The 22,611-nt window shown below is 50.4% G+C and carries 20 protein-coding genes; 10 read left to right on the top strand and 10 right to left on the bottom strand.

From position 1 onward, the window contains the following. Positions 1–15: 15 nt before the first annotated feature. Entirely contained in the window at positions 16–2,895 is a 2,880-nt protein-coding gene (locus KNP77_RS10205; protein WP_214890600.1) for a DEAD/DEAH box helicase, read from the bottom strand. A gap of 112 nt (positions 2,896–3,007) precedes the next feature. On the opposite strand from KNP77_RS10205, the gene KNP77_RS10210 reads away from it, so the two are divergent. Continuing rightward, positions 3,008–3,550 carry a histidine phosphatase family protein gene (locus tag KNP77_RS10210; RefSeq protein ID WP_214890603.1) on the top strand — a complete coding sequence of 181 codons (543 nt, stop codon included), beginning with the start codon at positions 3,008–3,010 and terminating at the stop codon, positions 3,548–3,550. Between the two features lie 47 nt (positions 3,551–3,597). On the opposite strand, the gene KNP77_RS10215 is transcribed toward KNP77_RS10210, so the two are convergent. Then, positions 3,598–4,461 (bottom strand): DegV family protein, encoded by an 864-nt coding sequence (locus KNP77_RS10215; RefSeq protein ID WP_214890605.1) that lies wholly within the window; start codon positions 4,459–4,461, stop codon positions 3,598–3,600. Positions 4,462–4,720: 259 nt separating this feature from the next. Between KNP77_RS10215 and mprF the strand changes: the two genes are divergently transcribed. Then, the gene (gene mprF, locus KNP77_RS10220) at positions 4,721–7,219 is read left to right on the top strand and encodes a bifunctional lysylphosphatidylglycerol flippase/synthetase MprF (RefSeq protein ID WP_251139028.1); all 2,499 of its coding nucleotides are present in this window, start codon (positions 4,721–4,723) and stop codon (positions 7,217–7,219) included. A gap of 47 nt (positions 7,220–7,266) precedes the next feature. Here mprF and KNP77_RS10225 read toward each other — a convergent pair whose 3' ends face one another. From KNP77_RS10225 to KNP77_RS10240, 4 genes are all read right to left on the bottom strand, one after another. Next, the gene (locus KNP77_RS10225) at positions 7,267–9,657 is read right to left on the bottom strand and encodes a carbohydrate binding domain-containing protein (protein WP_214890609.1); all 2,391 of its coding nucleotides are present in this window, start codon (positions 9,655–9,657) and stop codon (positions 7,267–7,269) included. A gap of 201 nt (positions 9,658–9,858) precedes the next feature. Beyond that, positions 9,859–10,431, bottom strand: a complete 573-nt coding sequence (locus tag KNP77_RS10230; protein WP_131466066.1) for a DUF1349 domain-containing protein — start codon at positions 10,429–10,431, stop codon at positions 9,859–9,861. Next, positions 10,403–10,945, bottom strand: coding sequence for an NUDIX hydrolase (locus KNP77_RS10235; RefSeq protein WP_131508010.1), 543 nt, complete (start codon positions 10,943–10,945; stop codon positions 10,403–10,405). The genes KNP77_RS10230 and KNP77_RS10235 overlap by 29 nt, the downstream gene beginning before the upstream one ends. Before the next feature lie 13 nt (positions 10,946–10,958). Beyond that, positions 10,959–11,450, bottom strand: coding sequence for an LURP-one-related/scramblase family protein (locus KNP77_RS10240; RefSeq protein ID WP_070327992.1), 492 nt, complete (start codon positions 11,448–11,450; stop codon positions 10,959–10,961). A gap of 129 nt (positions 11,451–11,579) precedes the next feature. On the opposite strand from KNP77_RS10240, the gene mntA reads away from it, so the two are divergent. The 3 genes from mntA to KNP77_RS16005 all read left to right on the top strand — a co-directional run bounded on the left by mntA (position 11,580) and on the right by KNP77_RS16005 (position 12,836). Next, on the top strand, positions 11,580–11,987 hold the full coding sequence (mntA, locus tag KNP77_RS10245) for a type VII toxin-antitoxin system MntA family adenylyltransferase antitoxin (RefSeq protein ID WP_070327991.1): 408 nt from the start codon (positions 11,580–11,582) through the stop codon (positions 11,985–11,987). Beyond that, complete coding sequence (gene hepT, locus KNP77_RS10250) at positions 11,980–12,387, top strand: type VII toxin-antitoxin system HepT family RNase toxin (RefSeq protein ID WP_070327990.1); 408 nt, start codon at positions 11,980–11,982, stop codon at positions 12,385–12,387. The genes mntA and hepT overlap by 8 nt, the downstream gene beginning before the upstream one ends. A 215-nt stretch (positions 12,388–12,602) precedes the next feature. Next, complete coding sequence (locus KNP77_RS16005) at positions 12,603–12,836, top strand: hypothetical protein (RefSeq protein ID WP_233589705.1); 234 nt, start codon at positions 12,603–12,605, stop codon at positions 12,834–12,836. A 36-nt stretch (positions 12,837–12,872) separates the two neighbouring features. On the opposite strand, the gene KNP77_RS10260 is transcribed toward KNP77_RS16005, so the two are convergent. Together KNP77_RS10260 and KNP77_RS10265 are read right to left on the bottom strand one after the other, a co-directional pair. Further along, positions 12,873–15,650 carry a glycoside hydrolase family 3 C-terminal domain-containing protein gene (locus KNP77_RS10260; protein WP_214890611.1) on the bottom strand — a complete coding sequence of 926 codons (2,778 nt, stop codon included), beginning with the start codon at positions 15,648–15,650 and terminating at the stop codon, positions 12,873–12,875. Beyond that, complete coding sequence (locus KNP77_RS10265) at positions 15,647–16,729, bottom strand: alpha/beta hydrolase (RefSeq protein WP_251139029.1); 1,083 nt, start codon at positions 16,727–16,729, stop codon at positions 15,647–15,649. Before KNP77_RS10265 ends, KNP77_RS10260 begins: the two co-directional genes overlap by 4 nt. Before the next feature lie 290 nt (positions 16,730–17,019). Here KNP77_RS10265 and KNP77_RS10270 point away from each other — a divergent pair, with 290 nt between their 5' ends. Beyond that, on the top strand, positions 17,020–18,465 hold the full coding sequence (locus KNP77_RS10270) for a DEAD/DEAH box helicase (protein WP_214890613.1): 1,446 nt from the start codon (positions 17,020–17,022) through the stop codon (positions 18,463–18,465). A gap of 408 nt (positions 18,466–18,873) precedes the next feature. On the opposite strand, the gene KNP77_RS10275 is transcribed toward KNP77_RS10270, so the two are convergent. Then, positions 18,874–20,067: a DUF4317 domain-containing protein gene (locus tag KNP77_RS10275; protein ID WP_131457794.1), complete on the bottom strand. Its 1,194-nt coding sequence runs from the start codon at positions 20,065–20,067 to the stop codon at positions 18,874–18,876. Between the two features lie 255 nt (positions 20,068–20,322). On the opposite strand from KNP77_RS10275, the gene KNP77_RS10280 reads away from it, so the two are divergent. Then, positions 20,323–20,955 (top strand): HNH endonuclease family protein, encoded by a 633-nt coding sequence (locus tag KNP77_RS10280; protein ID WP_214890616.1) that lies wholly within the window; start codon positions 20,323–20,325, stop codon positions 20,953–20,955. A gap of 18 nt (positions 20,956–20,973) precedes the next feature. Then, on the top strand, positions 20,974–21,216 hold the full coding sequence (locus KNP77_RS10285; protein WP_214890618.1) for a hypothetical protein: 243 nt from the start codon (positions 20,974–20,976) through the stop codon (positions 21,214–21,216). Positions 21,217–21,249: 33 nt separating this feature from the next. Here KNP77_RS10285 and KNP77_RS10290 read toward each other — a convergent pair whose 3' ends face one another. Further along, complete coding sequence (locus KNP77_RS10290) at positions 21,250–21,720, bottom strand: peptide-methionine (S)-S-oxide reductase (protein ID WP_070329359.1); 471 nt, start codon at positions 21,718–21,720, stop codon at positions 21,250–21,252. Positions 21,721–21,837: 117 nt separating this feature from the next. On the opposite strand from KNP77_RS10290, the gene KNP77_RS10295 reads away from it, so the two are divergent. Both KNP77_RS10295 and KNP77_RS10300 read left to right on the top strand, forming a co-directional pair. Continuing rightward, positions 21,838–22,344, top strand: coding sequence for a hypothetical protein (locus KNP77_RS10295; protein WP_251139030.1), 507 nt, complete (start codon positions 21,838–21,840; stop codon positions 22,342–22,344). Position 22,345: 1 nt separating this feature from the next. Next, on the top strand, positions 22,346–22,600 hold the full coding sequence (locus KNP77_RS10300) for a hypothetical protein (RefSeq protein WP_070329358.1): 255 nt from the start codon (positions 22,346–22,348) through the stop codon (positions 22,598–22,600). Positions 22,601–22,611 lie beyond the last annotated feature (11 nt).

Raw genomic sequence — 22,611 nt, forward strand, 5'->3', positions numbered from 1 at the left:
ACGTCTCGGCTTTTTTCAATGCGTTTGTTCATGAAGGTAGTCGTAGATTTGTTGATCGACGCTTTCCTGTAAAAGTAAATTCATCGTTACTACGGGCAATTCCTGTCCATCTTGATTCAGCATTGTCGTATCTTGAACTGATTCCAGATCCGGGGTCACTTCTCCTAAGTAGTAGAAATCTCCACCTTCATCGTCATCTTTCTTCACAAACAGATGAACGTCGATGTCTCGCTGTTTCGAATTTACAATTTTAATAACTTCTTCTGACTTAGTTGTTCTGCGACTTCTCGTAAACCAATGGAATACTTCAGGATTGATAAATGTATCTCCATAGTTCACACTTGCTTCCACGTCTTCACCTTTATGATACGTTACAAAAATCGGACACGTTTGATGTTTAACTTTGTAGCCGTATATCGTTGATTGCTCTTCTTTATCCCAGTTCAAAAGCCGGCACGCATCTTTTCTCGTATATTTCTCAAGTCTTGTCAAAGGTTTAGTTTGATCGTAACGCTCACTTCTTGCGAGCGAAGACTGTAACACGTCGTTAAACAAGCGGTAGAACCATTCATTTGTTAATAGCGACTGTACGTGCGAAGACAACTGATACGCTTCATTTTCCAATGTAATGAGCGGGTGACCTCCGTATTTCAATTGATCTGCATCTTTGAAAAAGCCTAACGATAATACATTCTCTAAAGATTGCAACGTTGCTTCATCACAACGAACGCCTTGTTCAAGTAGCAAGTTCATAAACTCTTGTTTTGTCACTGTCTTCCGGTGTAGAAGTGCTTGTAACAACAAAACTTCATGAACTCGTTTCCCTGATAATAACTCTTGAGTCACCATCAATAATACTTGCGAATGAGAATGTGGAAGATTCGGAAGATCACGCTCTACTGTATTTAACAGTTCTCCATAGTGCCCCTTTTTCGTTCCCACGACAATTGGATCCATCGAATGATTTTCGATGAAATCAAGAAGCATTGGTGTACGGCCTAAACGGTTCTTTAAGTTTTGATAGGCTTCCTTCAATACTTTTAAATCCGTTAATCTTGCTTGGTTAATCGATTCATAAATACGTTCTTTTGCAATTGCTTCAAAATTGATTGTCGATGTTCCAGACATATAACTACGATCAATCACTTTCCGTCGAATCGAATCTTTATTTTGAGAATGGTCATCCGATAAAGCAACCGGAATTAAATAGTTATTTTTATAGTTTGCGATGAAATCGATTACTGTGACATACCGTTTCGAGTCATGTTTGCGCAATCCTCGTCCTAACTGTTGAACAAAAACAATACTCGACTCTGTCTGACGAAGCATAACGACTTGGTTAATACTTGGAATATCAATTCCTTCGTTGAAGATATCAACTGTCAGAATATAATCTAAGCGCCCTTCTTCAAGATTCGCAACTTCAAGTCGCCGTTTCTCTTGTGAATCATCTCCAGTTAATGCACAAGTTCTAAATCCACGCCGATTCAATTCTTCAGATAATCGTTTTGCCTCTCGTTTTGAACTACAAAACATCAATCCGCACAAACGTTCTCCAGAAAATCCGTAGTAATCAATTTTTTCCACAATTCGTGTAACTCGCTCTAATGAAACGAGTTGATTAAACATATCCATTTCAACTTGATTTCCACTCACCGCAAGGTCTGTCACCCCAAAATAATGAAACGGGCACAGCATATCTTCTTCAAGCGCTTCTTGTAATCGGATTTCATACGCAATGTTGTAGTCAAACAGTTTAAACAAGTCATATCCGTCCGAACGCTCAGGAGTTGCCGTCATACCAAGTAAAAATCGCGGTGTAAAATACTCAATCATTCGTTGATACGTATTCGCACCGGCGCGATGACTTTCATCAATCAAAATATAGTCAAACGTATCCGGGTCAAATTGATTCAACGTCTCTTGTTTTGAAATCGTTTGAATCGTTGCGAACATATATTTAGCATTCGTTGCTCGGCTTGAACCCGAAAGGATACCAAAGTCTTCGTCTTTCCCGCCAATTACTCTTTGAAAATCTGCTTTTGCTTTTTGAAGAATTTGCTCTCGGTGAACGACGAACAGCATTCTATTCGGATGATAACGGCGTACATCAAAAGCGGCTAAATATGTTTTTCCTGTACCTGTAGCGGAAACGACGAGGGCACGCTGATTTCCTTGGGCACGAACTGCTTCGATTCCGTTTAAGGCAGCGAGCTGCATCGAATTCGGCTCTACTCGTAACGCGTCTTCGATTCGATTCACATCATACCGACTTGGAAACTCGGCAACCCGATCACCGAAGATCGGACGATAGACTCGTTCATATGCCGTAATCCATTCTGCCGTCAGCGGAATTGACTCATTCCACATGTCCTCAAATTGTAGTAAAAAGTGTTCAACAATTTCCCCATTCTCATGAGATGTCAATTTTACATTCCATTCATAATTCGTTTTTAACGCTCCAGACGTCAGATTGGAACTTCCAACAATTAATGAGTAGTATTCATTATGCTGAAAAATGTAACCTTTTGAATGAAACGCCTCAACTTCGGCGATGCGGACGTCAACGTTTTGAAGCTTAAGTAGTTCTTTAAAGACTTTTGGTTGGTTGAAGAATTGATACGTCGAGGTCATGATTTTTCCGCGAATTCCTTTTTCATGTAAGTCGAAGAGCGTCGATTTTAGTGTCGCTAACCCCGATTCGGTGATGAATGCGACAGAAAATAAAAAGGACCGACATACTTTTAACTCATCCGTCAAAGAAGTTAAGACGTCTTGCCGCTTGCTCTTCTCATTGACGAGTAGCTCTGGTTTAAATGGGCTGATATGATGATGATTCTTATCAAGAAACCCTTTTTCCAATGAATTTTTTAATTGGTCTGTAAAATGGCTCATTTAATCCTCCATCTTGAATTATAATAAATTGAAATAATTCCTATTACATGAAATCGTTTTACATATATTTCATTATTATCTTCTCATCAAAAATGATCAAGGAGAATCCACCATGCCAACCATCTACCTCGTCCGTCACTGTTCGGCCACCGGTCAAGAGCCGGACGCTCCGCTCACGGAAGCCGGTGAACAGCAAGCGCTCGACCTTTCTGCTTTCTTTCAAGACGTCCCGATCGAGCGCATCATCTCGAGCGATTACACTCGGGCCGTCGCTTCAATCACACCTGTCGCTAACGAGCGGAACTTAACGATTGAACAGGAACCGAAGCTTCGTGAGCGCATCCTCTCGCTCGAACCACGGGCTGATTGGTTCGACCTACTCCGCCACTCGTTCGACGACCCTTCGTTCAAGTTACCCGAAGCTGAATCGGGCCTAGACGCAACTGCTCGGATTTTGGACGTCGTCACTCAAATAAACGGTCCGACGACTCTCGTGACACACGGCAATCTGCTCGCGCTCTTGTTACAACATGTGGATAACCAGTTTGATTTCGAGACGTGGCGGAATCTTAGTAATCCGGACGTCTATCAGTTGGAAATTGTGGATAACTTTTTTTCAGTCAAACGCGTCTGGTCGGACCCTGCCTGTGGATAACGTTATCCACAGAAAAAACCGTCTCATCACGAGACGGCTTCACTGCTTCACTTTTCCACAAAGAACATCGAGATGGCGCCTAGGCCGACGTGCGTCCCGACTGAGACACCCATCTGCATCAGATAAATCTCACCTTCGAAGTCCGATTCGGCTTGGATTTTCACTTTCAAGTTCTCAGCGATTTTCTGGTCCGATGTATAACCGATGATGATGAAGTTCGTGACGTCTTTGTCGTAGCGTTTAATGAACTCGTCCGTGTAGTGCTTGAGCACTTTCCGAGTTCCGCGTTCTTTGGCGACGATGGCACCTTTCCCGTTCTTCATGCTCATGATCGGCTTGACCATCAACAGCTTGCCGATGATCGCGCTCGCGTTCGAGATACGGCCACTCTTGATCAAATGATCCAAGTCGTCGACCGACAAGAAGTGTTTCACTTTCATCTTATACGCCTCATTGAAGTCGACGAGTTCCTCGAACGTCGCACCCGCTTCACGCATCTGCGCGCTCTTCATAAGTAACCAACCGCTGCCGTGGCTCATCGAACGGGAATCGACGATATGAATCTTCACCGTCGAATCCGGATGCGCCTCTTCAAAATATTCTTTGCCGAGCACGGCCGATTGATACGAACCACTCGTCCCACTCGACATGCAGATACATAAAATTTTGTGATGGCCGGCCGTGACGGCATCTTCCATCAGCTTCAAAAACGTCGCCGGGCTCGGCATCGCCGTCGTCGGAAATTCCGGTAGCGCTTCCAACATTCCGTAAAACTCATCGGGCTGAATATCGACGCGGTCTTCATACGACTTATTGTTCATCGTGATGATGAGCGGAGCTACACCGATATCATATTTTGCTAAAATGTCGTCTGATAAATCGCAAGTTGAGTCGGCTAGTAATTTAATCATAGTATCCTCCAAATTGTCTCCTAAGGTGACGGGAATCGTCCTAGTTCACTACGCCGATTAAGACGTCAAGACAGGACACCTTTAGTGTACCAAATATAGAGGGTTTGATGTTTTTTTACTAGGCTCAATGTGCGACTTATTCATGTTTTTGAATCGATGTGCGAATTCGGGTCGTATACACTACAGGATTCACTATTCCTCACATGCAAAACAGCATATAATGCTAACACTAAGCTTGTAGCCGTAAGGAGAAGACATGATGCAAAAACGACTTTCTTGGAAGCAGCTGAAATGGTTGGTTCCATTCCTATTGATTGGCTTGATTCTTTATCAGAGCGGGCAAGAACTACAAAACTTATCGCTCGCAGCCGCCTTCTCGGCGTTAGAAAAACTGACAGGATTCGAACAATCCAGCTTGATCCTTCTTGGCTTGCTCGCTGTCCTGACGATGACCGGATACGACTACTTTTTACTCCGCTCATTGAACGTTCATATCCCGGTCCATAAGCTGCTTCGTGCGGCTTGGATCACCAACTCGATGAACGGCATGCTCGGGTTCGGCGGCGTCATCGGCATCGCACTCAGGACCTCGCTGTATCGTCCGTACACGGATACATTGCGACTGCTCCGGGCTATCGGTTGGATGACACCGACGCTGATCAGCGGACTGTCTCTACTGTCGATCGGGGTCCTCTCCGGCCTATTTCCGGCTACAACGCTGATATCGACGAAGCAGTGGATTTGGCCCATATTGCTGGCAACGCTAGCCGTCTTGCCACTTTACATCTATATGACCCGCAAACGATCGAACTTGAGCTGGTCGACGTTACTCGGCTACATCGCCACATCATTCGCGGAATGGGTGACAGCAGGACTCGTCGCCTTGTACGCCTTGTATCTCCTCGGCGGGGACGCCCCGATTGCTAGTATGCTGGGCGTATTCATCGTCGCCACAATCGTTGGGGTCGTTTCACTCGTCCCAGGCGGAGCCGGCTCATTTGATCTATTGTATTTGGTCGGGATGACGCAGCTCGGCATCAACCAAGAGATTGTGTTGTCGTCCTTGATCGTCTATCGGTTCGTCTACTTCATCGTCCCGTTCATGATTGGTTTGTTTTTAGCCGCGATCGCCTTCGGGGACCAGGTCGTCAAACAAATCGAATACAAACCGATCATCGGCTCATCGTATGAAATCGGGACGGTCGTCTGGCGCACCGTGTTGCGGACACTCGCCAAGACCGGTCGGATCGCCGGCAGTCTGATCGCTTTGATGACGAGTCTCGTCCTCTGGTTTCAAACGCTGCTCCCGAGTGTGGCCCCGCTTTATGTGACAGCCCCTTGGATGCAATGGGTCGGGACGCTTTGTCTGTTCGTTGCCGGACTCCTGACGTTAGTGAGCACCTACGGCATGTATATCCGCACGAAACGGGTGCTGTGGATCACGGCTGTGTCGTTCTTCTTCGCGACGCTTGGTATATTCGCACGCGGGTTCAATTTGTTTGAAGCGTTGGTCGTGGTCGGATTTGCCTTGTTCGTTTGGCTGACCCGAAACCAGCACACGCGGTATCGCTCGATCCTGACCATCAGCCGCTTCTTCCGAAACGTGTTGTATGTCAGTCTATATGTCGGGACACATGCGATTTTGCTCCAGTCATTCAGTCAAAGCGACACGATTTTCTTTGAACCGGATCAAGCCGCCCTGTTAAGCGTGAGCGCTGTCATGATATCAGGCCTGCTATTGAGTGTCCTGTTTGTCTTGTTTAACCGTCTGAAACGTCCCCGTCTTGGTGAGGCGTTCGAACCGGTGCGCTTTGAACGGTTCCAGACGACGCATGCGACATCACACACGTTTGATTTGGCTTACATGAATGACAAGCGCGTCTATTATGGCCCTGATGACAACGCCTGCCTGCTGTTCGCGTTATCTGGTAATCACGCAATCGTTTTAGGAGACATACAAGGTGAGACGAGTGCCGCCTCCGAGCTGTTGATTCAGTTCATTGAGGCGACCGACCATCTCGGCTATGTCCCGTTGTTCTATCAAGCCACACCGAACTGGATGCCGCGCCTGCATGACGCTGGCTTCACGTTTTTCAAGCTTGGCGAAGAGGCGACGATCAATGTCGATACGTTCTCACTGACAGGTAAAAAGCGCGCGAACATGCGCTCCCTAAACAACCAGTTCATAAAAAAAGGCTTTACCGTGGACGTGATCACGCGACCGAACGAGGCGATCATCACCTCGTTAAAAGATATTTCCGAAGAATGGATCGGTAATCGCAGTGAGAAAGGCTTCTCGCTCGGATTTTTCAACGAGCAGTCCCTATCACATTATCCGACGGCGCTGCTGAAGGACGTCGATGGGCAAATTGTCGCCTTCATCACGCTGCTCCGCGGGCATGGTACCGTATCGATTGACTTAATGCGCTCGTGTTGTGACGCCCCGCCCGGCTCAATCGAAGTACTGATTCTTCACGTAATCGAGTGGGCGCGGGAGAATGAATATGCCGATGTCGGGCTCGGAGTCGCCCCACTCGCATCGGTCGGTGAGCATACGTTCGCTTACTGGCCCGAGCGGATCGCGGCGGACATCTTCGAGAACATCAGCTACATTTATCCGTTCAGTGGGTTAAGGCAATTTAAGAACAAGTTCAAACCGACGTGGGAAGGCCGCTACTTGGCGTTCCGGCAACGACGGACGCTCCTGCCTTCCTTGTTGCGCACGGCCCGGCTGATCAGTCGAAAAAACGTTCAATGACACGCGAAAGGAGCGCCTCGAAAATGTCGAGACGCTCCTTGTTTACATTATTTCGTTGTCACACTGACATTATCAATCGTCACATCGTGCGCACCGAGCGGTGAACCGTCCGTGCGTCCGAGCAAGAATTTCAATCCTGTCATATCGGTTTGACCCATCGTGAGCTCAAACTCATACGTTTTCGTCTCAGGTCCGACTTGAACGATTTGGCTCAAGTAACGCGTATACGCCGCGTTCTCGACCGTCACTTCCATGTTGCGCGCGACTGTCGAAGAAGCATCGAAACGGACGACGTACGTCTGTCCCTGGTGCAGTTCAAGACCGCCTTGCTCAAGCAAGACGCTCCAAGGTTCCTGTCCTTCTTGCCCGATCGAGATTTGAGCGGCTTCGTTCACCGCTTCAACCGCGGCTTGCGCATCGAAGTGCACGTAAGAGCCCCAATGTGTCAACCCGTCCGTGAACGATCCGTTCTTCAGCGGAGACGGGTCGATCGCGATCGGTGTCACATCGAACAGTTTGACGTCGTCAAGCTCAATTGAGCCTTTCGCCGAACCGAGTACGAACTGGAGCTGGCTCAACAGGTCCGTCGCTTGTCCCATCGTGAACGGGATCTCGATCGTTTCAAACTCGCGCGTCAACGCGACGTCTTGAAGCGGGAGATACGCGTTGCCGTCCGCTCCATTCAAACCGACTTGAAGTGCTTTGATGCGTTCCGCTCTCGCTTTAAAGCGCAACACGTAGTCATGACCTTCCGTCAGTTGAATCCCGTTTTGGACGAGCGTTGCCGGTTCGCCCTTTTTCGGGTTCGTCACGAACTTGAAGTGACGCAACTTCTCGTCAACTGTAGCCGTCCCTTTCGTTGCGCCCGGGTCGAACTGCCAGTATGTCAAGCGGTCCATCGCGCCTTGGTCAAACGTTCCGTTGTAGACCAAGTTCCCGTCGCCGAGCGCTGGTTTCGTCGCGTTCGGGTCAAGTGCTGCACGTTCGGCTTGTTCGACACGGACGTTCCCGATTTGAACGCCTGACGTGCTAAGTCCCATGTTGAACTCGAGACGCGCCGCGAGATCCGTGTCTTCCGTCATATCAAACGTCATCGAATATGTCTGTACGTCTGTCGTCAAATCGAATGAACCTTCATCCGAGTATTTCGCGTAACCGCGGTCTGGTCCGCCGCCGATTTTCACGGCGATCGAGCGGGCCGAATCGGCGCTCGCATCGAACGTCACTTTATAGTGTCCGCCTTTACCGAGCGAGACGTTTTGAATCAATTGGTGCGAATACGGCTGACTGCCGGCTTGAGTGATTGATACATCAGCAAAGCGTGAGCCTGCTTGTTCGATGACATCAACCGTCCCGACGCCGCCAAAGTCTGGCAAGGCCACATAGTTCCAGTACGTCGGGTTGAGCGCTTGCGAACCGTTCGTCACGGTCGTGATCGGCTCCGTGTAATCTTGGTCGTAGACGAGGTTTCCGTCTTCAGACGGTTGTTTCGCTCCGTCCGGCAATACGATTTCTTCGTCCGTATAGACTGGTTCGACTGCTTCACGGTAATCGCGGTTTTTCAAATCGAAGACACGAACGTAATCGACTTCCATCTCGGCCGGGAACGGTGTCGTCGCATCGACATCCCCGTCAAACCAACCGCCGACGGCCAAGTTCATCACGAGGTAGAAGTTTTGGTCAAACGGCGCTGGGTAGCTGTACTTCGTCGCCTGGTTCAACCCTTTCGAGTACCAGTCGTTTTGCGTCTGATAGAGCTCTCCATCAACGTACCAGCGCAACTCGCCAGGCTCCCACTCGACGGCATATGTATGCCATTGATTGATGCCGTCACCTTCTTCAAAGTGATAATCTTTGCCTGTATATTTGTTGTTCGGCCAGTTCTCGCCATAGTGAATCGTCCCAGCGACTTTGTCAGGCTGGCTGCCCCATGATTCCATGATGTCGATTTCGCCAGACGATGCCCAGGCACCGTACCGGTCTTGTTCCGGCAACATCCAAAACGCCGGCCACAAGCCTTTCCCTGTCGGTAGTTTTGCCCGCATCTCATAGCGACCGTATGTTTTACTGAACTTGCCTTTCGTCGTCAGCTTCGCCGACGTAAAGTCATACGTCCCGAGTTCATCCATCGTTTGTTCCCGTTTGGCGCGGATGACGAGCTTGCCGTCTTTTACGAAAGCGTTTTCGTTTTTGTCCGTATAAAATTGCTTCTCATTGTTTCCCCAACCCGGTGCGACCGGATTATCGTCGTTATCTTTCAACCAGTTCCCCGTATCGAAATTCCATTTTGCCTGGTCGATCTCTTTCTTGCTGAACTCATCCGCCCAGACGAGCTTCCATTTCGTATTGTCTTTTTTCTCTGGCTTTTCGGCAGATGCGCCTTGTGCGGCTGACAAGACAAGTCCGGTACCGAGAGCAAGTGCTACCCATTTCTTCATCAAAATCCCTCCTTTGACATAAATGAAGGCAGACACACGAAAACCGTCCCTGCCTCAACTCTAAAGCTACGCACCAAATTGAAAGCGTTTTCCGAAAGCGCTTTCGTTAGTTCTATTATATTTTTTTCGTCTACCTAGATTCAACCATTTTCTTGAAGTGAAATGAAAATGAAATAAAGAAAAAAAGAATCAACCTATGAATTAGGTCAATTCTTCGATGACTGTCCAATCTGAAATCGTGACTTTGAATCCAAGCGCCTCCGTATCCGGACTACAGGCGTACGGTCCGACGCGTAACGTCGACACGTCATGGAGATGGGCGATTCTTAGTTGTTCACGCCTGCCGTCCCCATATTCGAAGAACACCTCGACATCACCGTCTGTGTAGACGAGCTCGAACGTCAATGGTCCGTTCACTTCTTCGTTCGAAAAGTCCCGCGTCGACCAATCCGAGTAACCAAAGGACGTGACGACGGCCCCAAGGTGTGACGGTCCATCCGGGATATACTCGACCGACGTCTTGAGCCAATGGTCGTCATTCGCATACAACAAAATGCCGGCCTGGTCGTATGTATGGCTCGGCTTCATCTCAATCGTTGCCTGGCACGTGAAGCGCTTGGCCGATATGTCCTTCACCAAGGCGTGCGCCGTCATCCGGTTGAACCCATAATGGGTGTTCCGCCAAAAGTCGGTGTCGGCTTCTGTTTGGAAGGTGAGTCTCTCCTGTACGTCTGTTGCTCTCGGCTCATTGATCCACGTGTACTGCTGCCACATGATTGATCCCTCCCCATTGGCCTCGCATCGCGAACAGAAGTGGAATCATCGGTTCGTGATACGGAATAAATTCTCCTGACCGAATCATGTCGAGGATGGTCGTCTCGTCCGCCCACTGCACCGCCTGGACTTCTGATTCCTGGAGCGTCAAGCTATCGAGATCGACTTCCGTTTCGACGAGATAGATATCATCAAATCCTTCGTCGAAGTTGACCGTCAAATGCGGACGCGTGTTTGATAAGTCGAGTTTCAATCCAATCTCTTCTTCGAGTTCGCGCATCGCCGCCTGTTGACTCGTATCGCCAACCGTGGCACTGCCGCCGACCGTGATGTCCCACATGTTCGACCAGCCGTCTTTGAACGGTTGGCGCTGTTGAATCAACATCTGTCCTTGCTTGTTAAAGATACAGACGTGGATGACAAGATGGTAATCGCCATTCTCGAGACGATTGCCCCGCTGCCACGTCCGCCCTGTCTTTTCTCGGTCAACGTTATAGACGTCCCAAAACTCCATCGTTCCATCCCCTTTATGTGGCCGCACTCGCTGCCGCTTGATCTGATTTCACACAATCGATGGCGACGACGATCGAGATGAGCATGTGCTCCATCGTCTCATCGATCACTTGAATCTCATACGTGTCGCCCCATGACAACCATTTTTTCTGGACGCTGCCGATGACTTGCCCGTTCTGTGTCACCTCGAAGTCCATATCCCACCAGTCGCCATCGATTTCAATTCCTGCTGCGTCAATCGTATAACGCGGTTTGAAGAAGGTGAACTCTTTTGAGATCGTCATCGTCTCCTCACCCTCGACGTCGACGTAAAACTTCGGTAAGAAGCTGAATGTCTTTTTCGTAATGGTCGTGATCTCCCGCCCATCCTTGTCCGAGATGGTGAACGACTTCGGCAGCTTCATAAAGCTCCCTTCGACGAAATACATATCGTTTTCATCCGCGTCCTTGATCGTGAACCGTCCGCGCAAGCTGAAGACTTTCTGTTTCATGTAAAGCGTGTTCATCGTCATCCCTCCAATTTATGTCTGTTGTCCTCTATACGAGTATATACCCGACTATGGTTCATTTTTTCTGATGGAATGAATGTTCAGGCCGACACAACAGGGCGTATAATGAGATGAGGAGGTGAGAGATTGATTTCTGAAAAAGTAAAACAAGCTGTTGCTGAAACGATTCAACGTGAGACCGACGCTGATTTCATCTTGTTATTCGGGTCATTCGCCAAAGGAACAGATCGTGAGGATAGTGATGTCGATTTAGCATACTTCGGTCAGAAGCGACTCTCACCATATAATCGCTTTGCCTTGGCGAGCGAATTAGCGCTTCTATGCGGGCGAGACGTCGACTTGATCGATATCCGTGAAGTCGACACCGTCTTTGCCATGCAAATTTTCTCAGAGGGCGTTCCATTATCGATTCAAGATCAGAACGAATTTACGCGACAACAGATGAAAGCCTTTCGGATGTATGCCGAATTGAACGAACAACGAGACATCGTCTTGAAAGAAATCAAAGCTAGAGGAAGTGTATTCGATGAATGATGTTGTGTTGAACAAAGTGACGACAATCGAGCGCTGTCTTCAGCGAATCCATGACGTGTATGACGATAATCCAGATCACCTAAACGATTTCACGAAGCAAGACAGTATCATTCTCAACATCCAACGCGCCTGTGAAGCGAGTATCGATATCGCGATGTACCTAGTCAGTCAAAAGAAGTTGGGCGTACCCAAAGCGAGCCGGGACGGGTTCATCATGCTCGAGGAAGCAGGTATCATTGATAGTGCCTTAGCGAAGACGCTCATGAACATGGTCGGATTCCGTAATATCGCCGTCCACGACTACCAAGCACTCCAACTCGAAATTCTTGAAGCGATTCTCGAAAAGCACATCGATGATTTTAAAACGTTCACAAAAATCATTCTCCAATTAGATCTGTGACAGTCATGGGCGAACAAATCTCAATCGAACTAAATGTCGACTCTTTAACTTATGAAACTCAAATCGTCGGTGATATCTCCTTCATTATTGACTCTTATATATATTTCCCTGGCCAAGGATGGTCCGATTTTGTCGTCATCGTCTTGAAATGGTGGATTGACAGTTGTCGTGCCCTTTTATCCGCGCCACTACACGAAAAGTATTCATTCTCCTTTATGGACGGACGAGACGATGTGATTGCGAGAAAAGTGAACGCGACAGAGGCCGAACTCCTATACGTAGGCAGTGATACACGTCACGTGCTCATGGGAACTGTATTGATCGAAGAGCTGAAACAGGCCCTCATCAAAACGACATACCAGCTTCTCAACGCGATCGACCGGAACGGATGGGAGAATGAAGAGGCCGAGACGTTACGTCACGCCGTAAAATCACTTGAACGCATATAAAGAACGCCGCCTCGTTTCCGAGACGGCGTTTTTCAATTATCCATTCTTCATGCTGAACGAGTCAGCGAGCGTGAACGTGATGTCTTTCACGTCAAGGCCACCGAGTGCGAAATAGAGTTGCAAGTAGTTGTGTTGGTTCAAGAAGAACAGTTGCTTCGTCTGCGTCACCCATTCCCCGCCCGTTCCGTTAAACGTGAACGTCGGACCCGGGATGTTGTTCGCAAATAGCGTCACCGGCATCTGGGCGAGCTCTCCTGCTTCCGAACGGGCCGTGATTGTCACGTCGTACGTGCCCGTCTCATCGACCGATACGGCGAAGACGTGCGTGTTTCCCGTCGATGTGTCCGCATCAAGTAAGCTGACGCTCTCACCGTTCGCGAGATGCTGATACGTCACATCGAAATCAATCGCTTGTCCTGCTTCTTCGTTGAGTCCGATCACTTCGACTGAACCGTCATGAAGCCCTAGCAGACGCTCCATCGCCGGAGACTTAAAGACAAAGCGGCAAATGTTCGCCGCACTCCGCAACAGTTCCGCCCGCGTCAACGTACCGGCAGCGAGTGCCGCTCCCGTATTGTCGTCGAACGAGTTCGTATCCGGACGGTCGACGACCATGTACAAGTCGTTCTGCGACTGGACCATCGCCGCCGTGTTCTGACGGTTCGCCGGCTCATCTTCATGGTGGTTCACTTTCGCCCACCAGTCGGTCATGACGATGCCTTCAAAGCCCCACTCGTCGCGAAGGACACGTGTGTTCTGATCATATAGCCCGGCCGTCCAGACGCCGTTGACGGCACCGTACGTCGTCATGATCGACGTCGCCTTACCTTCTTTGACCGCCATCTCGAACCCTTTCAAATAAATCTCGCGCAACGCCCGTTCCGAGACGACCGAGTCGATGTCGTGGCGGTGCGCTTCTTGGTTGTTGGCGCTGAAGTGTTTGAGCGTACCGGTCACGCCGACGCGGTGCATCCCGTTCAACTGGGCGATCGCCATCTTGCCCGTCACGTGCGGATCTTCCGAGAAGTACTCGAAGTTCCGTCCGTTGAGCGGATTACGATGGATGTTCATCCCTGGTCCGAGCAACGTGTCGACGCGGTTTTTCCGCATCTCGAGTCCCGTCATCTCGAACAGGTCTTCGATCAACGCCACGTTGAAGCTTGACGCCAACAGCGTCCCGTTCGGCAACGCAAACGCCTTCGTGCCGATGTCCATCCGGATACCAGACGGACCGTCCGCGCAACAAGCGGCCGGAATGTCGAGCTCGTTCAAACGGTCCGACACGCCGCCGAACGCGGCGGCCGTCCCTGGTGTCACGCGGGGTGAGTTCATACCTTGTCCGCGGACGATGCAGGCGAGGTCCTCATCCGTCAACTGGTCGAGGAACGTCTCAAGCTCGGCTTTCCCGTGATAGACGTCCGTCAGCTTCAAGCCGTTGTCGCTTGTCTGATGGCGCTGCATCGGACGTTCGGCGAGATAACGTGCCTCAACGTCAACCTGGCGCAGCGGTGTTGCTTCGTAGCTGACTTCATATCCTTGGCCGCTTGCGACCGGCTTGATGCGGTCAAACGGTGTGACCGGCGCCATGTTCTCGCTGAGCGTCTCGACGACTTGTAGTTCGGCGAGCTCATAGTCGAAGACCGCGACGGCTGAACGTACGTCCGTCCCAGCATGAATCCGGTACGTCCCGGCTTCTAAGACAAAGCTCGATGCGTGTCCGGTGACGCTACGATCGTCATAGCTCGCAAAGTCCGTGACCGGGACGGAGAATTCGAGCGTTTGCCGCTCTCCTGGTGCAAGCAGACCTGTCTTATCGAACGCGACGAGGGCGCGCGCCGGGTTACCGAGGACGCCTTGCGGCTTCTCGACATACAACTGGACGACCTCTTTCCCTTCAACTGCCCCGGTGTTCGTCACCGCGACGTTGATCGTAATCAAACCGTTCTGTTCGCTCGCTTCAACGACTTCCGTGCTGAAACTTGTGTACGACAACCCGAAACCGAATGGATAGAGCACCTCGTCTTTCGCGAACGTCTCGAAATAGCGATAGCCGACATAAATATCTTCTTGATAAATTCCTTTGTCGGCGTGACCAAAGTTTTTCGTCGACGGATAGTCGTCAATCGACCGGGCGATCGTGTCTGTCAACTTGCCGGACGGACTGACTTTGCCTGTGAGTACATCGACGAGCCCGGTCCCACCTTCTAATCCCCCTTGCCATGCGTAAAGAATCGCGCTCGGCTCATAGTCCGTCGCCCACTTCATATCGATGATGTTGCCGACGTTCAAGACGACGGCCGTCTTCGTAAACGCCTTCGACACTTTCTCGATCAACTCGTTCTCGATCTCGGTCAACAAGTAGCTGCCCGGGTCGGCCGTGTTGTCACGGTCCTCACCCGCCGTACGCCCGATCATGATGAGCGCCATATCCGACTTGGCTGCCGCTTCCGCGACGAGCGCGTCCGTGACGGCCATCTCCGGCTGTGACCACGGTTCGCCGGCCCAGCCGACACCTTTGTCGAACGGGTTTTCTTCGACCCACGCCTCATACGTCTGAAGGAGCGACTCGTTCAGCTGGATGCCTTCACTCGCTTGGAGCGCCTCGAGCGGACTCGTCACGTGGGAGACGTTGACCATCCCTCCTGAGCCGGTCCCGCTCTTATAGTAGTTGAATTGGCTGCGACCGAACACGGACACGGTCGTCCCCGCCTGGATCGGCAGCGTCTGTTCGTTCTTTAAGAGGACAGCCCCTTCGGCGACCGCCGTTCGCGCCAGTTGTTTATACGTATCCCAGTTCAATGTGTAATGTTTCATGTGGTCAGCTCCTTCATTTCGTTTGCGATTTCGTTCATGCAGTCTTCAGCTTGCGGATAGTCCCCGATTTTATCGATGAAGGCGTGGTCCATCCCTCGGTATTGGATCAGTCTCGTCTTCACGCCGTCGCGCGCGAGTTTCCGCGCATACGCCTCGCCTTCTAAGCGCAAATAATCGTACTCCGCCGTCACGATAAGCGCGGGTGGGAGGTTCTTCAAGTCGTCCGCCAACAAGGGCGATACGAGCGGATGCGTCACGTCGGTCGCACCTTGTAAATAAATGTTGTTGAACATCGAATCCGAATCGCTGAGCGCTAGCACCATCCCGCGAACCAAGTCGTGATGATGTCGGATATCGTATTGTGCGATGTCCCATGCGTAATCATCTGTCGGAACCGAACCTAAATTGACGACCGGATAAATGAGCGCCTGGAAGCTGATCATGTTCGTCTGTTGGGCACGATCGAGTAAGCAACAGCCGGTCGCTAAATTTCCACCGGCGCTGTCGCCCGCGACCGCGATATTTTCGCGCGACACCCCGAGCGCATCGGCCTGGTCGTATACCCATTTGACCGCTTGAAAGCAATCATGTAAGCCAGCCGGGAACGGATGCTCCGGCGCGAGCCGATAGTCGACCGAGACGACGACCGCGTTCGCTTTCTCAGCGAGCGCTTTGCACGGGTTCTCGACCGTGTCGAGTGTCCCGCCGAAGAAGCCGCCGCCATGGAAGAACAGGACGGCCGGTAACGGCTCGTCTGACTCGGGCCGATAGAGCCGGGCCGGGATGTCGCCTTCAAGACTTGGAATCGTGATCGGTTCCTTCGTGATCGGACGTGTCGTCACGTCACGGTTCGGCCAGCCCATGCTCGCGCGGATGGCCTCAAGGTCAAACGGTGCCGGTGCCTCATCGCCTGTTACGTGTTGATTGTTGTTCGCCAACACGCGCGGGTCGAGGTCGCCTTGTTTGTTTAAGTCCGGGATCGGTTTGATCGTCGTCTCGACGCCATCAATCGTCTCTCGAATATGTACTGCACTTAACTCGTCAACTAACCGTTCGTACGGGTTACTTTGAGTCGACATGAACTGAATGCTCCTTTCTCAATCACCGCTACCTTGCTGATGACAGCTTTATCCGTTGACTTAAATCTTACTTGTTCAGACACGGCTTCAAATTCGGTCGTGTCATCGGTGAAGTGTTGACGCAACTAGCGTTAGACGGTAGAAGTCAGTTCGACCTCTCCCCCTTCGCACTCGCTCGATTTCACGGATGAACGACGAACTGCTCCCTTTCGTGTATAATGAGACGTAAACTAAATTGCTAATGAAAATTTCTACAACAGAAGTTTCTTACACGAAAACGAGGTAAACATATGAATCAACCAAACTTTGCGGACTACCGCTTAAGTGAAGACATCCAACGCGCACTCGGCATCATGAAATACGTGGCACCGACAGAAGTGCAACAGAAAGTCATCCCGCTCGCACTCGAGCACCAAGATCTAGTCGTCAAAGCACAGACCGGAAGCGGCAAGACGGCCGCATTCGGCATTCCTATCACTGAAATGATCGAGTGGGAAGAAAACAAACCACAAGTGTTAATTCTCACACCGACACGCGAGCTCGCCGTCCAAGTCCGGGAAGACATGACGAACATCGGCCGCTTCAAACGAATCAAGGCGACTGCCGTTTACGGGAAAGAACCGTTCTCGAAACAACGTGAAGACTTGAAACAGAAGACGCATATCGTCGTCGGGACACCGGGACGTGTCATGGACCATATCGAACGTGAAACGCTCGTCTTGGACCAAATCAAGTACTTGATCATCGATGAGGCGGACGAGATGTTGAACCGCGGTTTCCTCGCTGACGTCGAAGCCATCATTCAAAAGCTACCGACTGATCGCGTCACGATGGTGTTCTCGGCCACGTTCCCGAACGACATCGAGCGTCTGTGTAAACAACACATGAACGAGCCGACCCGCATCTCGATCGAGTCTGCTGGCGTCACGGCCTCGACGATCGAGCACGGCTTGATTGAAGTCCGCAATGAAGACAAGTTGTCGGTGTTACAAGACATCACGGTCGTTGAAAATCCTGACAGCTGCCTCATCTTCTGCCGGACGAAAGAACATGTCGACACCGTATACAGCGAGCTCGACAAAGCCGGCTATTCTTGCGAACGGCTCCATGGCGGACTCGAGCAAGAAGACCGGTTCGCCGTCATGGAAGGGTTCAAGACGGGCAACTTCCGTTATCTCGTCGCGACAGATGTCGCGGCACGCGGCATCGATATCGATAACGTCAATCTCGTCATCAACTATGACGTGCCGATGGAAAAAGAGAGCTACGTACACCGGACCGGACGGACAGGCCGCGCCGGTAACAAAGGGAAAGCCCTTACGCTCGCGACTCCTTATGAAGGTAAATTCGTTCGCGCCATCGAAGCGTTCATCAAGTTCGAGATCCCGACGCTGGACGCCCCGACCGAAGCACAAGTCGCTCGCGGCAAAGCGGCGTTCGAAGAGAAGTTGAGCGGTCGACGCGTCGTCCGTAACAACAAGACGGCCCGCATCAACCAAGACATCCTGAAGCTTCACTTCAGCGGCGGGAAGAAGAAAAAACTTCGTGCCATCGACTTCGTCGGTACGATCGCCAAAATCCCAGGTGTGACAGTCGAAGACATCGGCATCATCACGATCACCGATCAGATGACGTACGTCGACATCTTGAACGGGAAAGGCTCACTCGTCCTTCAGGCGATGGAGTCGACACCGATCAAAGGCAAAAAGCTAAAAGTGAGTAAAGCACATAAATAACCAATCCAGGTCTCGGAGAGTTTGATCTCTCCGAGCCTTTTTTGTGTTTTGACCACGTTATCGAAAGCGCTTTCGAAAAACCGTAAAAAAATAATGTTTTCGAGAGAACGCTTTCAACAGAATCATACCGATAACACGTCTTGAATTCAACCTTCCTCACCTGATTGTCAAAAAAAGGCTCAGGCAATGTCGCCTGAGCCTTCATCTCTCACTCTAAAAATTTCAACTCTGTATTGTTTCGCGCACGATATCCGGTCACTTCTACCTTGCATACAGAGCACAGCCAGCGTGCGAATCACCGTTCACCATTTCCCGTGAAATACATAACATCGTAAAGAGAACAATCGCTGCGAGAACATGCTCAATCAGCTCTGTCGGGTGCAACGGATTTCGTCCAGCCGAGATGAATTAGTCGAACAGTTCTTCCGAGATCAACTTGAATCCTTCGATTTCCGTATCCTCTTCCAATTCGATTAACAGACATCGTTTGCCTTTCACGTTCACTTGCTTCACGTATTTCAAATCTTGCGGGCTGATCGTGATATTCGCGACTTTCGTGTTGATTTTAATCGACTTCGACGTATACTTCGGGACGACGCTGCTCGCCTTCATCTCGTATTGCGTATCATCGACGACTTGTTTGAACGCCTGCTCGACTTTCTCCGTCGTCACGTCCTCGACGCCACTCGCTTTCAACACGACCTCGACCGCTCGTGCGTCAAGCATCGGGACCGTCTCGTCCTCGTCCTCACGCTCTTCTTCCGCGACGATCAAATAATTGATCTCTTCATAGACGGTGGCGAGCGTCGCCAAGTTGACTTCTTCCCCGATGACGGCTTTGACGACTTCTTCGAACATCGCTTTCTCTTCAACCGCCGTCACGATTTCTGTGCCATTCAACACGTGCTCGATAAAACCGAAGTCCGGTTGATGCGCCTTCTGGGCCGCATACAGGACATGGTTGACGTCGGCCGCGTTGTCCGTGAAACACGGGAACAAGAAGCCGCCGACGGGTGCGTCGAGTTTGATGACAGGATTGATGAAGACGTTCGATTTGTACTCACGCTCGATAAAGTCGAACACGAGCGACTGTTTCGGCAGTTCGGTCTGGTTGATGCTGCCGAGGATGAACCGTGACGTGTACACCTCGTCGCGCATATCGATTTCCGTCTCTTCAGAATGACGCCGCGTCGGTTTATTGTATTGGAAACGAATGAACGTGACGACGACATCTTTCTCGAACGGGGCGTCTTGAACCATCTTCAACGCGATTTTCTGCATCGAGGCGGCCCAGTCCTCTAAGTCTTCTGTCTGCAGTCCTTTGTACAATAGCGTCTGCGTATGGTCGGTCTGACCCGCTTCCGGGTGCTCGAACTTCACTTCAAACAGCTTCTCGTCGAGCTTGCCGCCGAGTACTTTCTTAAAACTCGTCAAAAATAGCTCTTGGTGCTCTTGCTCCAAAAACGGGAACGACCGCATCTCTTCGTGGAAGATCTCGTTGCTGTCTTGCCGGATGTAAATATTATAAATTTCAGCGATTTTGACCGCTTCCGCATTCAACTTGAAATGCTTGCGGATTGCCGCGATGTCTTTTTGATTCATCTGTTCCAACTCCTTCGTTCTTGACTACAAACCGACTTCATTATACCAATAGTTGTTGCTCACGCGTATGTCAGTAGTTCTAAAGCCGGGACGTCTGATGTCATGTCTCATGTCCCTGACCTCAACTTCTCTAATCTTTTGATTCATTTTCGTAAATTTCAATCTTTCAGCTGACTCTGCCGTGTATATTCGATGTGCATCCAGAAATTATAGATGCGAGTCGTTCAGTCGTCATACATAATAGGAGGCACAAACATGTTGAAAAAATGCATCAGTTCTTTGTTCGCCATCGTTTTAATCGTCACGTCGCTCCACTTAACCACTCCGACCGCTTCGGCGCTCCCACCTGGTATCCCGTCGAAATCGAGCGCCCTCACAAAGCTGAACGCGTTGACGGTCAAGACTGAAGGTGCGATGACCGGTTATAGCCGCGATTTGTTCCCGCATTGGAGCGGTCAAGGCAACGGTTGTGACACTCGTCAAATCGTCTTGAAACGCGACGCGGACTCATACGTCGGCGACTGCCCGGTCACGTCAGGGTCATGGTACAGTTACTACGATGGGCTCACATTCACGTCGCCATCTAGCCTCGACGTCGACCACGTCGTACCTTTGGCTGAAGCATGGCGTTCAGGCGCGAACAGTTGGACGACGACGAAACGTCAAAGTTTCGCCAACGATTTAACTGGCCCGCAACTGATTGCCGTCTCAGCTAGCTCGAACCGCTCAAAAGGTGACCAAGATCCGTCAACATGGCAACCGACACGGACCGGGGCACGCTGCGCTTATGCGAAGATGTGGGTCGAGACGAAGAGCCGTTGGGGACTTAGCCTCCAGTCATCGGAGAAAGCAGCCCTTCAAACCGCCATTAACGCTTGCATTTACTGATTCAGAAAGGAGTCCGCTATGCATCAACATTCCTCTACATTCAAAGCCTCACATGGCGTTATGACTGAAGAAGTCGGCGTCATTAGCGGAGAGCTCGAACTGAAGACGACGTGCCAAGAAGACGGCACGCTCGAACTCACCATCACTTACGTCGGGGCGGCTGAGTGGTATACACTGCCCGGACACGACTACAAGCTACATGATGTGCGCGACCATGAAGTCATACATCAACTGCTCGTGAACGTACTCACACGCGATTAACGAAACAGAGCCGACACAACGCTGTGTCGGCTCTTATTTGTATTTATCGAGCAACGTTTGCGGGATATGGCAATAATCGTCCGGACAGCGTTCTAACCGGTCTTGATGCTCGTCCGCACTCCGTACGTAGTTCGTGAGCGGCAACACCTCGAGCGCAATTCGATCGACATCACGCCGTCTGTGGATAAACGCACGGGCCGCATCCACATGCCGAAGATCCTCGCTATAGACACCGGTCCGATACTTCTCCCCGACGTCCTCGCCTTGACGATTGACGCTATACGGGTCGATGATCTCAAACAAGTAATCCATCAATTCATCCATCGTAACGACTTCTGGGTCAAACGTTGTTTTGACGCATTCGGCGTAGCCATCATAGTCCCCATCAAGCGTGTTCGTCGTCCCGTTCGCACGTCCAGCTTCCGTTTCAATGACACCAGGTAGCGTCTTGATGAACGCCTGGACGCCCCATAGGCAGCCACCTGCTATGTAGATTGTTTGCATCCGATCATCCCCTTTGAATTTTAGTAAATAAATCCCACAATTCGTAATAAATACGCTACGATAAAAGCAAATCTTTGATCAGTTCACAGATACGGGGGACCTCCTTTGAAAAAACTCATGTTGACCACATTTTGTACGATCACGCTCGTCTCAGGCGTCTACCACACGGCAACAGGAGAATCATTCGTCTCGATGAGCCAATCCGTTTCCGTTGATCAAAATGAGATCGAACGCTATTTGACGACAGAAGTGATGGAGCCAAACTTCGGCGGCGACGTATGGACGACGTATAAAATCCTCGACACGAATACAACGAAAAATGAGGTCTATGTTTGGGCGCTCATTCAAGAGTACATCCAAGAAGGAGACCGTTTTGAACAAGGCACGGGCATGTCGGTCCCACTTGTATTATACCTCGATGACAAAGACGAATCATTCACGATCCAAGGTCATCGGGTGCCTCGTGACGGTTCGTACTATCCGACCGATCTATGGACCATGTTCCCGGTCCACGTCCAAGTCGCGATTTCCCCACATCCGGATGGGACCGTCACCAAATTACATGCGCAAATGAAAGAAAAACTTTCACAAAGTCAGCAAGCGAAACACAGAAAGGGAGATTGAATTGAACATCACGAAACGCTCCATCCTTTTCTCGACCGCAATCCACCTCCTATACTTCGTCGGTACGTTCGGGATTGGCTTCATCCGAACACTCAACTATGAGCCAGACATAATCGCTGAGTCGAACAACGTCAAAACGCTTCAGAGCGAAGTAGCCATCGGCATGACTGGATCGCCATTCATCTACGTCTTCGGTCTCGCCATCGTTCTGGCGCTCGGAATGCTCACGGTTCAACGTATCCGTCAAACTCGTTAAACAGGGAATAC

The sequence above is a fragment of the Exiguobacterium sp. s142 genome, assembly GCF_018618455.1.
Taxonomy (GTDB): Bacteria; Bacillota; Bacilli; order Exiguobacteriales; family Exiguobacteriaceae; genus Exiguobacterium; species Exiguobacterium aurantiacum_A.